At 59.5% G+C, this 13,881-nt stretch carries 13 protein-coding genes and 1 pseudogene; 4 read left to right on the top strand and 10 right to left on the bottom strand.

All coding sequences use genetic code 11. From position 1 onward, the window contains the following. The 3 genes and pseudogenes from ACVW0C_RS10550 to ACVW0C_RS10540 all read left to right on the top strand — a co-directional run. Positions 1-139: pseudogene (locus ACVW0C_RS10550) on the top strand (RNA-guided endonuclease TnpB family protein); the annotation flags it as partial. 95 nt (positions 140-234) lie between these two features. After that, a complete protein-coding gene (locus ACVW0C_RS10545) occupies positions 235-1,515 on the top strand; it encodes an MDR family MFS transporter (RefSeq protein ID WP_011432585.1) in 1,281 nt (426 codons plus the stop codon). A gap of 131 nt (positions 1,516-1,646) precedes the next feature. Beyond that, positions 1,647-2,015, top strand: coding sequence for a YccF domain-containing protein (locus tag ACVW0C_RS10540; protein ID WP_414343163.1), 369 nt, complete (start codon positions 1,647-1,649; stop codon positions 2,013-2,015). A 147-nt stretch (positions 2,016-2,162) separates the two neighbouring features. Here ACVW0C_RS10540 and ACVW0C_RS10535 read toward each other — a convergent pair whose 3' ends face one another. Continuing rightward, the gene (locus ACVW0C_RS10535) at positions 2,163-4,517 is read right to left on the bottom strand and encodes a transglycosylase domain-containing protein (protein ID WP_457385334.1); all 2,355 of its coding nucleotides are present in this window, start codon (positions 4,515-4,517) and stop codon (positions 2,163-2,165) included. 3 nt (positions 4,518-4,520) lie between these two features. After that, on the bottom strand, positions 4,521-6,410 hold the full coding sequence (locus ACVW0C_RS10530) for a serine/threonine-protein kinase (RefSeq protein ID WP_457385332.1): 1,890 nt from the start codon (positions 6,408-6,410) through the stop codon (positions 4,521-4,523). A gap of 131 nt (positions 6,411-6,541) precedes the next feature. On the opposite strand from ACVW0C_RS10530, the gene ACVW0C_RS10525 reads away from it, so the two are divergent. Then, complete coding sequence (locus ACVW0C_RS10525; RefSeq protein WP_457385330.1) at positions 6,542-7,459, top strand: histone deacetylase family protein; 918 nt, start codon at positions 6,542-6,544, stop codon at positions 7,457-7,459. An 11-nt stretch (positions 7,460-7,470) separates the two neighbouring features. On the opposite strand, the gene ACVW0C_RS10520 is transcribed toward ACVW0C_RS10525, so the two are convergent. The 8 genes from ACVW0C_RS10520 to ACVW0C_RS10485 form a co-directional block, all read right to left on the bottom strand. After that, positions 7,471-8,190, bottom strand: coding sequence for a PP2C family protein-serine/threonine phosphatase (locus tag ACVW0C_RS10520; protein ID WP_414349919.1), 720 nt, complete (start codon positions 8,188-8,190; stop codon positions 7,471-7,473). Further along, positions 8,190-9,932: an ABC1 kinase family protein gene (locus ACVW0C_RS10515; protein WP_457385329.1), complete on the bottom strand. Its 1,743-nt coding sequence runs from the start codon at positions 9,930-9,932 to the stop codon at positions 8,190-8,192. Before ACVW0C_RS10515 ends, ACVW0C_RS10520 begins: the two co-directional genes overlap by 1 nt. Continuing rightward, complete coding sequence (locus ACVW0C_RS10510) at positions 9,929-10,240, bottom strand: DUF6825 family protein (protein ID WP_414329408.1); 312 nt, start codon at positions 10,238-10,240, stop codon at positions 9,929-9,931. The genes ACVW0C_RS10515 and ACVW0C_RS10510 overlap by 4 nt, the downstream gene beginning before the upstream one ends. A 141-nt stretch (positions 10,241-10,381) precedes the next feature. Next, on the bottom strand, positions 10,382-11,107 hold the full coding sequence (locus tag ACVW0C_RS10505) for a phycobilisome rod-core linker polypeptide (protein ID WP_011432578.1): 726 nt from the start codon (positions 11,105-11,107) through the stop codon (positions 10,382-10,384). A gap of 58 nt (positions 11,108-11,165) precedes the next feature. Further along, positions 11,166-11,807: a HEAT repeat domain-containing protein gene (locus ACVW0C_RS10500; RefSeq protein ID WP_071818190.1), complete on the bottom strand. Its 642-nt coding sequence runs from the start codon at positions 11,805-11,807 to the stop codon at positions 11,166-11,168. A gap of 64 nt (positions 11,808-11,871) precedes the next feature. After that, on the bottom strand, positions 11,872-12,642 hold the full coding sequence (locus ACVW0C_RS10495; protein WP_414329024.1) for a HEAT repeat domain-containing protein: 771 nt from the start codon (positions 12,640-12,642) through the stop codon (positions 11,872-11,874). Between the two features lie 73 nt (positions 12,643-12,715). Further along, positions 12,716-12,985, bottom strand: a complete 270-nt coding sequence (locus ACVW0C_RS10490) for a phycobilisome linker polypeptide (protein ID WP_011432575.1) — start codon at positions 12,983-12,985, stop codon at positions 12,716-12,718. Positions 12,986-13,300: 315 nt separating this feature from the next. Continuing rightward, a complete protein-coding gene (locus tag ACVW0C_RS10485) occupies positions 13,301-13,831 on the bottom strand; it encodes a phycocyanin subunit alpha (RefSeq protein ID WP_457385328.1) in 531 nt (176 codons plus the stop codon). Between the last annotated feature and the right edge of the window lie 50 nt (positions 13,832-13,881).

Here is a 13,881-nt window from a genome sequence, read left to right as displayed (position 1 = left end):
GGATGCGGATTTTAACGGTGCGAAGGTGATTGCGCTTTTGGGGGCTGCTGTAAACCAGCCTAGAGGTTCGTGGTTGGCTTGCCAACTGCAGGGCTGCCGAAAGCCCGCCCTGTACTGCGAAGCAGTCAGGGTCGGGTAGTTTACAGCAGGCTCCTTGCCCTGGCCTCAAGGATCGGGATCCCGTAGGCTAGGTAGGCCCTCCCCTGCTGCACTCAACATCCTGCTGCACTCAACATGTGGATCCCTTCTTGGTGGCCGAAGCTCAGTTTTCAGGTTTGGCTGATCTTTATCGGTCGGCTGCTTTCCCAAACTGGAACCGGCTTTACCTTGTTTTATGCCAGTCTCTTTTTTGTGAATCAGGTGGGGCTGACCGCCACCCAAGTGGGCCTGGGGCTAGGCATTATGGCTTTTGCCGGGGTGTTTGGCCGCATCCTGGGCGGCTCGATGGCCGATGGAGCTTGGGGGCGCCGTTCCACTTTGATCCTCTCTCTGGCTATTTCCACCTTGGGGTCGTTTGGGTTTGCGCTCTCCTATGACTTCTGGAGTTTTGCCCTGGCCAATATGGCTGCAGGCTTGGGGCAGGGGTTGTACTGGCCGCCTGCGGAAGCGATTGTAGCAGATCTAACCACTCGTGAGCAGCGCAACGAAGCCTACGCTCTCAACCGTCTAGGGGATAACCTGGGCCTCAGCCTTGGGGTGGCTATGGCCAGCACGCTGGTGGCTCTGACGGGGGCCTATCGGCTCTTGTTTGTAATCGACGGTGTCACTTTTCTAATCTTTCTGGCAGTACTTTGGTTTTTTATCCGGGAAACTCGGGCGACTTGTCCGGCAGCAGAGCCTGTGTTGGCAGGTTGGAAAACCGCCCTTAGAGATCGCTCCCTTTTGGTGTTTGGCCTGTCGAATATCCTGTTCACCACCTATGTGGCCCAGCTCAGCAGCAGCATGCCCCTTTACTTCCGCAATGGGGTAGGGATCCCAGAGGTGCAAATCGGCATTTTGTTTGCCTTGCATGGGGCCTTGATCGCTCTGCTGCAGATGCCGGTGGCCCGTTGGTTGAATCGCCGGACGCGCATCCAAGGGTTGCAGGGATCCGCCCTGATGTGGGGGGTGGGATTTCTTTTGGTTTGGCTTAGCGGTCTGGCGGCGGAATTGGGGGCTCCGGCCCCGGCGGTGGCAGTCTTGGCGCTGGCGGTGCTCTCTTTGGCGTTGGTGAGCTACAACCCCTCTGCCTCTGCTTTGGTGGCGGATTTGGCGCCGGATCACTTGCGGGGGGTGTATCTGTCGGTCAACTCCCTCTGCTGGGCGGCGGGGTTTGCTCTTGGCCCAATGATTGGGGGGATGGCCTTGGACTTGCCGCAACCGTGGGCAAGCGGGTTGTGGATCTTTTGGGTGATCACCGTCAGTTGGGTTTGGGGGATCCTCCGCTTTCTGAACCGCATTCTGCCCTGCAAGGTGAATAGGGCCGCAGTGCCTCCGGTGATGGAGCCCGCTCCCCTCGGTGACGCAGAACGCTAGAGCCCAGGAAAGAAGCAGATTTTGGGATCCCAGTCTTGGCCAACAGCTGGTTAGAGTATGGATGTCGAACAGGAAGGCTAGTTCTGCTCTTGTACCCTGCAATTTGGTCTCAACGGTGAAGGATCTGAATCATGAGCTTGATTGGCAACATCATCTGGCTAATCTTCGGGGGTTTGCTGACAGGTTTGGGCTACATCTTAGGAGGACTGAGCCTTTGCCTGACAATCATCGGCATTCCCTTTGGCTGGCAGAGCATCAAACTGGGGTTTGCAGTGCTTGCCCCCTTCGGAAAGGAAGTGGTGGAGTATCCCGATGCCAACAGCCCGCTGCTGCTGATCTTTAACGTCATCTGGCTATTGCTGTTTGGCTGGCCGTTGGTGCTTAACCATCTCTTCTGGGCTGTGATTCTGGCAATCACCATTGTTGGGATCCCCTTTGCCAAACAACACATGAAGTTAATTATTTTGTCGTTGTTGCCCTTTGGCCGAGATCTGCGCTGAGAAAGTGGGTGAACCTAGATTGTGGGTTTATTGAGGGGTACGGCCAAACTGGTTATTAGGCATTTCTCACTTGGGATGCAGGAGAGTTTTCTGTCGGGTTGTCAGGATTTGGGGTTGCCAATTGCCAAGGCTGCTCTCGGAGTTGCTCTATTGAACCATCGTCAAACTATTGGTAATGACTTGCCTCGTGTAATTTCCCCAAGTTTGAGCGGCTATGCTGCTGCTTCCTCGTGTTGGGCTAGAGTCATCATTGCCCAGCCAAATGCCGGTCACCAGGGGAGGGTTGGGCGTGTAGCCAATAAAGAGCAGGTCCTTGTTGGCGGTGGTGGTGCCGGTTTTACCGGCTTCTCCAATGCCGATCCGGGCAGCAGTGCCGGTGCCGGAGCTGATCACCCCTTGCAGTACGGCTGTCATCTGTTGGGCGACGGTTTCTGGCAGGACAAGTCGCTGAGAGCGGGGATCCTCCCGACCAGGGTAAATCTCACGGCAGGTGCGAAAGTCGTTGGGGTTGGCGCAATCGCTGCTATCCAAGATGCGGCGGATGGTGTGGGGCCTTGACCAAAGGCCACGATTGGCAAAAGGAGTGAAGGCTGCTGTCAACTCCAGCAAGTTCACCTCCATGGTGCCGATCACCATAGAAGGATAGGGTTGCAATGGCGATTGGATGCCCATTTGCCGCGCCATCGCCACCACTTGCTCTAGACCGACTTGTTGGGCCAACCGCAGGGCAATCACGTTTTCGGAGAGGATCAGGCCGCGGGCCAAATCCATAGGGGCCGATCCCGAGCGACAGCCCCGAAAGGTGAGGTTGCCCCAGGTGAGGGGCTCGCAAGACAACACTTGGGAGAGAGGGATCCCCTGGGTGAGGGCAGCCGCATACGTGAACACTTTGAAGGTGGAGCCCGGCTGCCTTTGAGCTTGGGTAGCCCGGTTGAAGGGGCTGGCGTTGTAGTCGATCCCTCCCACCAAAGCCAGCACTTCGCCGTTGCGGCTGTCGAGACTGACCAAAGCGCCTTGGCTGAAGCCCAAGCGGGATCCGGACTCGCGCACCGTTTGGGCCAGGACTTGCTCTGCCAAACGCTGGTAGGGCAAATGCACCGTGGTTTCGATGATGAAGTTGCCCTCTGCCGAGAGGTCTTGGCCCAAGAGCTGCCGCAGCTCCTGGAAGACGGCACTGTAAAAGTAGGGAGCAACTGTCATGGTTTGGGAGCGCAAATGGGGATTGAGGGTGAGGCGACTGCGCCGGGCCCGCCGAATCTCCTCTTCGGGGAAGACTTTCAGCTCGCTCAGGCGATCCAAAACCCGATCCCGGCCTCGAACGGCGGCATCATAGTTGGCGACGGGGTTAAAGGCGTTGGGCGCGGGCAAAATGGCCGCCAGAGTCGCAGCTTCGGAAAGGCTGAGCTGGCGGCTTGGGATCCCGAAATAGAACTGGGCGGCAGTCTCAAAGCCGTAGATGCCGTTGCCCAGGTAAACATTGTTGAGGTAGAGAGCGAGGATTTCGTCTTTGCTGTAGCGCTGTTCCAGCTTCAGGGCGGCGACGGCCTCCCGCAGCTTGCGCCCGAAGGTGTTGCCGGAGCCGGTGTAGTCCCGCAGCACGGTGCGGGCCAGTTGTTGGCTGATGGAGCTGCCCCCCTGCTGCACTTCCCCCGAGCGCAGGTTCACCCAAAAGGCGCGGGCAATGCCCAGCAGATCCACCCCAAAGTGGGAGTAAAAGCGGTGATCTTCAGCGGCGACCACCACCTTGGGCAGAATTGGGCCAAAAGCTTCTAGGTTGGGCAGCTCCCGGTAGGTGTCCCCCTGATGGCGGCGCAGCTCCGTCTGCTGATCCCCGGCCAGGACGATCAGGGGGTTGCGATCTGCGGAGAGGGGCGGTTCCACTGAGAACTTGCTCCACTCATGGCCGATCCAAATCCTCGCCCCCAGCCCCAAGACTACCATCAGGATGAGGCAGCCGCGCACCCCATACACCTGTGGTGGGGGTGGATCCAGCACTTGAATCCAGACGCTCTCCGGATCCCGAGGCGGGCCAAGGCTCAGTTGCTGGCCATGCCGCAAGATCACCCGGCGCACCCGCTCGGCGCCACCGAAGGGTTTGAGGCGGAAAACGCCGTTGGTCGAGTCTTGATCTTCTAGCTGGTAGCGACCGGCATTCCACCCCAGCCAGTAGAGAATAGGGGGCAACGGGATCCGCCAACCCAGACCGGGCAGGCGCCAATCCGGGCGGGGACGGATGTGGGCGTGGAGATGGCTCACCGCGGGGGCAGGGATGCGAATGGTGGCCACCGTCTGGCTGCGACCGAGAATGTCGGATCCCTTCAGGGCAACCACCTGGGGGGGCTCTCCTGGGCAGGTAATCCGCAGGCGCACCGGGCGCTTGGGGGGAGGAGGTTCGGGGGGTTTGAGGAGAGCTGTAGGCCCGACAGGGAAAGGCCTCGCCAGAGTTTTGAAGAGGCGAGCGACGGTGCTCAACAGCGGCTTTTTGTCTTCAGAAGCAGACATGGCTCAGTCCCCCCGCAATTCGCGCGCACGGCGCAGCAGCTCCTGCATGGTCTGGCCGGGCCGAGGGCCGCCCGCTGCCGAATGGGGGTTAGGAGCTTTACGAGGCTGGGCAACAGGGGCAGTCGGGGGCAGGGTGGGAGGGGAGACAGGAGAAGGGGGTGGAGCACCGCTGGGCAGCGTGGGATCCCAGAGGGCCATGTAAAGGTGACCTTGGGCGTTGCGTTCGATCCTGCCGGCCCAGGGGCCAACGCGGAATTGCACTCGCCCGGAACGTCCCTCGCGCACAGCCTGCAGTTCTCGCTGCAGTTGAGCAGGCAAGGGGGCTTGCAGCATATCCTCCAAGAGTCCTTCCACTTGAGGGGTGGGTACGCCATCGGTGACGGTGGCTTCGGTTTGCCGCAGGGCCAGACTGGATGCGTCGTAGAGCAGGCCCAGGTTCACCCCGCCAAGGCGATACAGGTCATACACGGTGTTGGGCCAAGCACCCTGCCCCTGCTGGTTGGGGGATCCCAGGCTGGCCCGTACCGTCTCGCGGGAAGTCTCCAGGGGAAAGGCGCGAAACACCGGCTCGCTCCGGGTGTAGGGTTCCAGCTCCGGTGCCGGGTCCCGCCGTTTGCTCCGCTCTGAAGCCAAAACAAGGAACTCAGGGACAAGCTCCCCAGGCATAGGATGGACATTCTCTGGGGCAATGGGATCTTCCACTGCCGGACGAGATCCTGGCCCGGAAACACGGGGGGCCGAGGGGCGCTGCAGCAACTGTCCCCATTGCCAACTCACCAAAACCCAGCCCAGCAGCCCGCCCATCAGAAAGGGAATCAGGCGCACCCAAAGCAGGGATCCCCCGTTCTCGACCTCCGTGGCCGCCGTCAAGGGCCTGAGCTGCAGAGTACCGGCTGTAACCAAGGACGGCGCAGCGGCAGGGAGACCTCCAGAAAGTGGGCTAGAGGCAGCCTCTTCCGACGAGGCGACTGGGACCTGAGGGGCAATAGATCCCTGTGCTCTGGCTTGAATGTGCTCCAGCTCCGCCAACACATTGGCCACCGACTGCGGGCGGGCGGCAGGATCTTTGGCCAGGCAACCGAGGATCAAGTCAGACAAACCGGCGGGCAGCGGAAACTTCAGTCCCCAGTCTTCTAGAGGGATGGGCCGGTGCTTGTGGTGGGCCTGGTACCAGCCCGGGAAAGATTCGGTGGTGGGCTTGAGGGGCATCTGGCCAGACACCATCTGGTACAGCATGATCCCGAAGCTGTAGATATCGGAACGGGCGTCCAGCGGCAACCCTTCCAGCTGTTCCGGGGAAGAATAGGCCAGCGTTCCCAGGTAGGCATGGGTAAAGCTCAAAGATTCATGGCTGTTGAGCAGCTTGGCAATGCCGAAATCCACCAGCTTCGCCAGTTCCCCAAAACTGCTATCAGGCACTACAATCACGTTGGCCGGCTTCAAATCGCGGTGGATCACCTGCACCCGTTGCCCTTCCATGAGGATCCCCTCGTGGGCTGCTTTCAACCCCAAGCCAATTTGACGGGCCAGCCGGAAGAAGCGCTCCAAAGGCAAAGCCCCTGCGGCCAGAATATCCTTGAGGGTTTGGCCGTTCAGGTATTCCATCACATAGAAAGGCACCTCATCGGGGGTAAGGCCATAGTCATTGACTTTGACAATGTGCAGGCTTTTTTGGCCCAAAGCCGCGCAGGCTTTCGCTTCCCGTTCAAAGCGCAGGCGGGTGCGCTGATCCATTGCCGGCTGGGAAAGCAGCTTGACAGCCACTTCCACCCCACCAAAGAGCAAATCTTGAGCCAAATAGACTCGCCCCATGCCCCCCTGTCCCAGCAGATGTACAAGTCGATAACGCTGAGCCAAGAGGCGACCCAAAAAGGGATCCGACGCAGTAAACATAGGGAATCGCGGCGGTACGGAGAACAGGTTTGCAAGAGTCTCGAAGGGATCCGGCAGGAGCGGGCTACCTCTACCATAAGCACTGGAGCCGTCATAGGCCATGCTCGCCGCCGTCAATTCGATTGCCCTTGATGTCTTTGCCAATTGTTTACCACCCCGACTACAGTGCCCCCCTGCCGCCGGGCCATCGCTTTCCCATGCCGAAATTTCGCCTCTTGCAAGAGCTGCTGCTGCGGGAAGGGGTGATCCGCCCCCAACAAGTGCACCACCCTGAGCTGCCCCCTCTCGCCTGGATTGAGTCGGTACATACCCCTGAGTACGTCAGGGCCTACTGTGAGGGATCCCTGGAGGCCAAGCTGCAGCGGCGCATCGGCCTGCCCTGGAGCCCAGAGCTGGTACAGCGCACCTGTCGAGCGGTGGGCGGCACCATCCTGACTGCCCAATTGGCCCTGCGCCATGGCTTGGCCTGCAACACCGCCGGTGGCACCCACCATGCCTTTCCCGGCTACGGCTCTGGGTTTTGCATCTTCAACGACCTGGCCATTGCCGCCCAAGTCTTGCTGCAGCAAGGGCTGGTGCAAAGGCTCTTGATCGTGGATCTGGATGTCCATCAAGGAGATGGCACTGCTTGGATCTTTCGCTCCGAGCCGCGGGTGTTCACCTTTTCCATGCACTGCGAGGCCAACTTCCCCGCCACCAAACAACAGAGCGACCTGGACGTGCCCCTGCCAGTAGGCATGGAAGATGAAGCCTATCTCCAGACTTTGGCCGACCACTTGCCCGATCTGTTGGCTCAGGTGCGCCCTGACCTGGTGCTCTACGATGCCGGTGTGGATCCCCACGAAGAAGACCTCCTGGGCAAGCTGGCCCTCAGCGACCAGGGGCTGTTTCGGCGGGACATGCAAGTGCTGAATACTTGCCTAAAGCAGGGCTACCCCGTCGCCTGCGTCATCGGCGGCGGCTACGGCAAAGACCTCGACCGCCTTGTGTATCGCCACTCCCTGCTGCACCGGGCTGCCAGCGAAGTGTACCGCCAATACCGTCTTTAGCCGGGTGCAAACTAGGCGTATTCGGCAATCACCACTGTGATGTTGTCTCGCCCACCCCGCTCTTTGGCCGCCTCGATGAGTTTTAGAGGAAGCTGCTCCAAATCCTCCACCTGCAGGCAGTACTCGATGATCACTTCGTCGTCCAGCTCCTCAGTTAGGCCGTCGCTACACAACAGCAGGCGATCCCCTGGGTAAACTGTAATCGGCTGCACAGAAGGTGGACCCGCATCGGGTCGGCCCAGGCAGCGCTCGAGAATATGTCGCCAAGGGTGAATCCGGGCCTGCTCATAGGTCAGCTCCCCCAGTCGAATGGAGCGGGCCACCAAGGTGTGATCCTCGGTCATTTGCTGCATTTCGGATCCCCGTAGGCGATAGAGGCGAGAATCGCCAATGTGAGCGCTCCAGCAGTTGTCATTGGGATCCACCATGGCCACCACCACCGTAGTGCCCATGTCTGCCCGCTCTGGATTTTCCCGCTGATCCTTGAGGATGGCACTGTTGGCTGCTTCTACGGCTTCGCTGAGCAACCGGGGTGCCGGCACGTTTTTCCAGCCTCGATCCAGATATTCTCGGATGGTCTCGACGGCCAACAGGCTGGCTGTAGCCCCGGCAGCATGTCCTCCCATACCATCGGCAACAATGAAGTAGCGCCCCTCTGGATCGCAGTAGCAGGCATCTTGATTGCTGCTGCGGATCTTGCCGGGATCCGTAGCGCAGGCATATCGTCGCATCACATCAATCGCTCTGACCGATTCAACCTTAAGAGTACTCTGATTAAAGCAAGAGCAGCGAGGGCAGCCAAAACCAAAGCGATAACCGTTAAGGTAGCATGTCCGGCCAAAAAGAGCTGAGTTGCGCTCAAAAAAAAGGCCGCAAACAACACCCCGTAAATGACTCCCAGCCCAGTGTTGTTCAGCTTGCGCAGCAAGCGCTCCGTCTCGCTGGATCGCACCCGCAGGCGCAGCTCCCCTTGTTCCAACTTGCTCAAGGTCAATTCGATCCGGCGGGGCAAACTGAGACTGCTGCTGGTGAACTCAGCCGCTTGACGGCCAACCTGGGCCAAGAGGGTCTCGGTCTCGCTTCCGTTCAAACTCATCAGCTCCTCCGCAAAGGGTTTGGCCACTTCCATAAAGTCGAACTCCGGATCCAACCCTTTCCCCAATCCCTCCAGCGTGGTCAGGGCCCGCATCACAAAAGTAAAGGTAGCCGGAAAACGAAACGGCTGATCGTAGGCCAGCTCGTAGAGGTCTTCGCTGATGGCCGCCACCGAGATTTCTCCCGAGTTGCTGGAAAAGGGTTTGTCCATAAAGTGATCCAGCATGTACTGCACCGAGCGGCGCACCGGAGCCAGATCGGCGGTGGGCACCAGCACCCCCAGTTCCACCAGCGAGGCCACCACCTGATCGGCATTTTTGGAGACCACACCTGCCAGCGTGCCCATCAGCTTTTCTTTCACATCGGAGCGCAGGCGGCCCATCATGCCGAAGTCGTAGAAGATCAACGTGCCATCGGGCTTCACGGCAATGTTGCCGGGGTGGGGATCGGCGTGAAAAAAGCCATCCTTGAGCAGTTGCCGCAGATAAGCCTCTGCCCCCAGACGAGCCAAAACCTTGCGATCCAGCCCCGCCGCGCTCAGGGCTTCGTAATCGCTGATTTTGATCCCCGGCAGGTATTCCAATGTCAACAGGCGAGGAGAGGTGTAACGCCAATACACTTTGGGAACAGCAATTTGCGGCATATCCCGAAAGTTGCGACGGAAGGTATCGGCATTGCGGCCCTCATTGAGGTAATCCACCTCTTCCCAGAGGGTGCGCCGACACTCTTCGTAGATGCCGATCCAGTCGCGGCCCGGCCCGCCCCAAGAGGTGCGATACTGAAAGAACTCGGCAATCCCACGGCAGATCTCCAAATCGATGGTGAACAAGCGGGTCAGCCCCGGACGCTGCACCTTCACCACCACCTCTTCCCCGGTTTTCAGCTTGGCGCGATGCACCTGCCCTAAGCTGGCAGCGGCCAAAGGGGTGGGATCAAAGTAGCTGTAGATTTGGGTTATCGGCCTGCCCAGCTCCTGCTGCACAATTGCCGCCACCTGTTCGTAGCTGAAAGCAGGCACCCGATCCTGCAGCTTGGAGAGCTCCTCGACATATTCCGAGGGGAAGAGATCGGCGCGGGTGGAGAAAAACTGCCCCACTTTAATAAAAGTAGGGCCTAAGTTAAGCAGCGTTTCGCGGATCCAAATGGCTCTGGCCCGGCGGCGCTGGGCCTTTCGCTCGGGCGTGGGTTGTCCCCCATAGCTCCAAGCCTGCTGATCCAGCCAAAGGTAAAACAGCCAGGTGAGCACAAATCGCCAAATGTCCAGCATGCGGCCCTGGCGAGTATAGTTCTCCCGGGCCCAGCGGTAGGCGGTATAGGGCTTGACGGGTTGTGATCCCAAAGAGGTTGAAGCCTGGGATCCCAGTGTGCTGGCACTCAAGCGTTTCGACTCCGATATTTCTGCAACTCGGAGCGCAACTGCGCCACTTCTGCCCGCAAGTCGTCCAGAGTTGCCTGCAGATCTTCTGTCTGGAAAGGAGGCGGCACCCTTTCCTGGGCGGCCACGGATGCTTCTGCCTCAGCTCGGGTCATGACATCCTGGGCAAAGGTTTGCCAGCCCTCCTGCAGCTCGGCCCACACCTTGCCCACTTCTCCGGCAATATCGGTGAGGGCGCTTTCCAAACGCTCCCGTAGGACATCCGCCACAGCCTTGCCGACAAAAAAAGCCCGCACAACCGGATTCTTCATGCGACCCAAGTGTTAAGAAGCATCACCCAGATTATAACGAATCCTGCTCAAACACAGCGGCGAGCCGACCCACCCGAACAGCAGCGGATCGATCGGCCCGGCAGAGCCCGCAAAGGGTTGTCCCCGGAAGCTTGCCCAGTCCTAGCGGCGGCTGGTGGTCATGTCCGGGATCTTCAGATCGAAGACGCTGATGTTTTGCCGTGCAGCCGGCTTGGGATTGAGCATGCGGGCCATGTTGAGGAAGTTTTCTGGATCCCCGGGTTTGGGAGGACGGGTGAGACGATAGGTGCGCACCACTTCCCGCGTCGAGCGCTTCACGCCGGAGACATCGCGCCAACGAGCTCCATAGCGGGGGGTTACCAGGTTGGCGGGCTTTTCCGACAGGCGACGGCGTTGGTAAGGCACCACATCGTCCCCAAAGGCGGCATTGTACTCTTCGCTATCCACCACAGCGTCGATGAAGCCATCTAGTCCCTTGGTGGCAACGATGATGGAGTACTTGATGCGCTCCTGTTGGCTGTAGGTGGGCCGACCCAAAAAGCGCTGGAAGGTGACCTCGATGAAGCGGTAGTTGTCGTTGGGAACCATGACCAGATCCCGGTACACCTCCGACTTGCCCAGGCCGCGCACAAACTCTTTGACCGAGATTGCCCCGTTGCGCAATTGGGACTCCAGAGCTTTTTGCCGATAACTCTCCAGCATCAGATGCTCGCTGAAGATCTGGCGATAGGCGGCGCGAATGATGTTGTCGATTCCTGTCGGGTCGTCAGGACGGTAGACCGGCGGGGTTTCGTCGCTGGGCACAAAGTAGCGAGGCACCCGTTCATTTTGGGTGGTGGGGCGATCGGCAAGCAACGGAAGGGACATAGATGGTGCTCCTAAAAAAACGAGAAAAACTTAAGAAAAACACAGTGGGGCAGGGAAGCTAAGGCTCAGCAGCCAATTCCTGCCAGCTCATCTGGGCGCGGAGAGGGATCAGAGGATCGGCATCTTCCAGGGCCATCTGGAGCGCAGCCTCGACTGAGGGGCGCAGAGATTGTTCACCCTGGCGAGCCAAGTCCGTCAGGGATCCGACGGCGGCATAGCGGACTCCCCAATCGGCATCGGCAAGGCATTGCCGCAACAGTTGCAAGGCTCGCTCTTGATCGGGCAAGGGCCGCTTGGCCGCCACTCGTCCTAGCCCACGGGTCGCCGCCCGTCGCACACTGGGGGCAAAGTCCGCCACAATGGCTTCTGCCAAAAAGGGGTAGGCATCCCCATGGCCAATACGGGCCAGAGCCCGCACCGAATAGGCCCGCGCCCCATAGTCAAAACCGTCAATATGGCTCAGCAAGGGCTGCACCGCGGCTTCCCCAAAGCGCAGCACCTCCTCCAGAGCAGCCTCCCCAACTGCAGGGCGATTAAACCCAAAGGCGCGAATTAAGATGGGGATCCCTTCCACTTGGCCCAAAGCGCCCAGCGCCCTCACCACCCGCAACAATTCCTCAGGCGACGTGGCCTGCTCCAATTCTGCTGCCAGTTGAGCCACAGCAATGGGAAACGCTTGAGCAGCCGAGGCGGAGGACATAGGCAACGAATAGTCAAAGGTACACTTGAAACCGCTGATCAAAGGCACTGAGCGCCCCAGGATCCTAGAAGAGCTTCTCCAATTGCGGCAGGATCACCGCCGTCACCTGAGCCAGCGGCACCCACCCCAACTGAAGCGCCACATCGAACAGCCGCTTCAGAGCATTGATGCGCAGGTTGAGAGCCACGTCGGCTGTGGCCAGCAGCGGCGCCCCCGCCACCCATCCCGATTCGGCCAGGTCGAACAAAGCGGCCTGTCGTAGGCTGGAGTTGGAGTGGGCCAGTAGCGCCACCAGGATTTGGGTCAGCTCCTCAGCTTGCGTAAAGCGATAGAGCACCCAAGCCGCTGCCGAACGCACCCGCTCAGAGGGATGGTTCAAAAAGGGCCGGATCGCTGCCTCAGCCTCGGTGGCCTGAAGCTGACCCAAGGCCTCGATAAGGGCTTCCCAGGGCTGCTCCTGCTCGCGGGACTGCAACAGTGCCAGCAAGGGATCCACTGCTCGCTTGTCCCCCAATTGAGCCAAGGCATAGGCAGCCTCTTCCCGCACGTGGAAGTCAGTACAGGTGAGGGCCTCGATCAAACCGGGCACGGCCCGCACGTCCCCGATTTGCCCCAGGGCCTTGGCAGCATTGCGGCGCAGAGGATAGCCCCCCAAGGCGGTGCGATCCCGCTCATCCTGCAACGCCAAAAGCAGCGGCTCTACCCCCCTTGGATCCCGAACTGTGCCCAGGTACCAGGCAGCATAGTACCGATCTTGCAAGTCATCCCCCTGCAGCCGGGCTATCGCCTGCTCCCAAGTGAGCTGCTGCGGCAGCACCGCCGTGTTGGATGCCATACGAACCGTTGCAGAGCTGTTCATGACACCTGGGCAACCTTGCCGGTAACTTCAGTCGGCCGTCGGGCCTCCCTCACTCAGCAGCGCCGTTGCCCTGAGCGGGAGAGGCATTGGCTCCCGACAAGGCAGTGACCTGCACGATTTTGCCACCCATCCGCAGAATGCGCTGCATCTCGGCAGACAACCGACTGTAGGGAACGGTGGTGCTCAGGGTGCTGCGGCGAACTTTGGCAGAGGTGGCCAGAGCATCGGGCGGGTTGAGCAGACCGGTGTACTCAACTCGGTAAACCCGGCTGCCGGCTTCTGTCAGGGCTTCAGGGCTGGTGGTGCTTTGACCAAACATCGCTTTCCCCAGGTATCTATGAGACTTCGTTTGGAAGACAGGCAAACTGACCAGCGAACAAGCCGTACCGGCTATTCTCGCGAACCAGCACGCTGCCGTTGGGCAATGCCTACAATCCAAAGGCTAACTACCCCAGACTGGAGAGCAGGCGACCAACCCAACCGGCTTAAGAGAAGCCAAGGCGCCAAACCAACCTGGAAACAGGTGGAATAGACCTCTTTGGAGCCGTCGCCTGCTCTGGAGAGACACACAATTGGAAGACAAAGAAAGAGATCGTCCACTCCCAACAAGCAGGGATCTCTGCCCTGGGATCCCCTAGCTGAGGGCGTTGATGGCGTAATCGAAGTAGATGGCAGCTTCGTTGGCCGCTTGACCGCTCAGCATGCCCAGAGCGCGGCTCTTCATGTACTGCAGAGCCACGATGTACCAGCTGGGAGAGAGGTTAAAGGAGCGGTTCACTTCCCGCAGTCCGGCCACCAGGTATTCATCGAGGGGGCCGGTGCCACCTGCAACCAGAGAATAGGTAATGAAGCGGAGGTAGTAGCCGATGTCGCGGGCACACTTGGCTTGAAACACATCGCCGTGGCCCATTTCACCCGGCTGGGTCAAGTAAGGGAACCTCTTGAACACTTCCTGCACCGCTTCCCGCACCAGGGTTTGCTGATTGTTGGTTAGGACACGGGCCGCTTCCAGAGAAGCAGCAGCACGCTGGTAACGACCATTCACGGCCTGCAGCTCGCTGGCATTCAGAAAACGCCCTTGATTGTCAGCGGCAGCAATCGCTTCAGTGATGACGGTTTTCACCTTGCAACTCCTAAATTCATCAATTGTGTTGTTAACGAACATTCTGTAGGAAAGGCGGACTGGATCTCCACCTGCCTATCAGAAATGAAGGG

The organism is Thermostichus sp. OS-CIW-26, from assembly GCF_054058395.1.
This window is presented reverse-complemented; position numbering and strand designations above follow the sequence as displayed.

What these genes read in the sequence shown, in the direction of transcription:
- ACVW0C_RS10545 (WP_011432585.1), top strand. Translation starts at nt 235, where the DNA reads ATGTGGATCCCTTCTTGGTGGCCGAAGCTCAGTTTTCAGGTTTGGCTG.
- ACVW0C_RS10540 (WP_414343163.1), top strand. Translation starts at nt 1,647, where the DNA reads ATGAGCTTGATTGGCAACATCATCTGGCTAATCTTCGGGGGTTTGCTG.
- ACVW0C_RS10535 (WP_457385334.1), bottom strand. Translation starts at nt 4,517, where the DNA reads ATGTCTGCTTCTGAAGACAAAAAGCCGCTGTTGAGCACCGTCGCTCGC.
- ACVW0C_RS10530 (WP_457385332.1), bottom strand. Translation starts at nt 6,410, where the DNA reads ATGTTTACTGCGTCGGATCCCTTTTTGGGTCGCCTCTTGGCTCAGCGT.
- ACVW0C_RS10525 (WP_457385330.1), top strand. Translation starts at nt 6,542, where the DNA reads ATGTCTTTGCCAATTGTTTACCACCCCGACTACAGTGCCCCCCTGCCG.
- ACVW0C_RS10520 (WP_414349919.1), bottom strand. Translation starts at nt 8,190, where the DNA reads ATGCGACGATATGCCTGCGCTACGGATCCCGGCAAGATCCGCAGCAGC.
- ACVW0C_RS10510 (WP_414329408.1), bottom strand. Translation starts at nt 10,240, where the DNA reads ATGAAGAATCCGGTTGTGCGGGCTTTTTTTGTCGGCAAGGCTGTGGCG.
- ACVW0C_RS10505 (WP_011432578.1), bottom strand. Translation starts at nt 11,107, where the DNA reads ATGTCCCTTCCGTTGCTTGCCGATCGCCCCACCACCCAAAATGAACGG.
- ACVW0C_RS10500 (WP_071818190.1), bottom strand. Translation starts at nt 11,807, where the DNA reads ATGTCCTCCGCCTCGGCTGCTCAAGCGTTTCCCATTGCTGTGGCTCAA.
- ACVW0C_RS10495 (WP_414329024.1), bottom strand. Translation starts at nt 12,642, where the DNA reads ATGGCATCCAACACGGCGGTGCTGCCGCAGCAGCTCACTTGGGAGCAG.
- ACVW0C_RS10490 (WP_011432575.1), bottom strand. Translation starts at nt 12,985, where the DNA reads ATGTTTGGTCAAAGCACCACCAGCCCTGAAGCCCTGACAGAAGCCGGC.
- ACVW0C_RS10485 (WP_457385328.1), bottom strand. Translation starts at nt 13,831, where the DNA reads ATGTTCGTTAACAACACAATTGATGAATTTAGGAGTTGCAAGGTGAAA.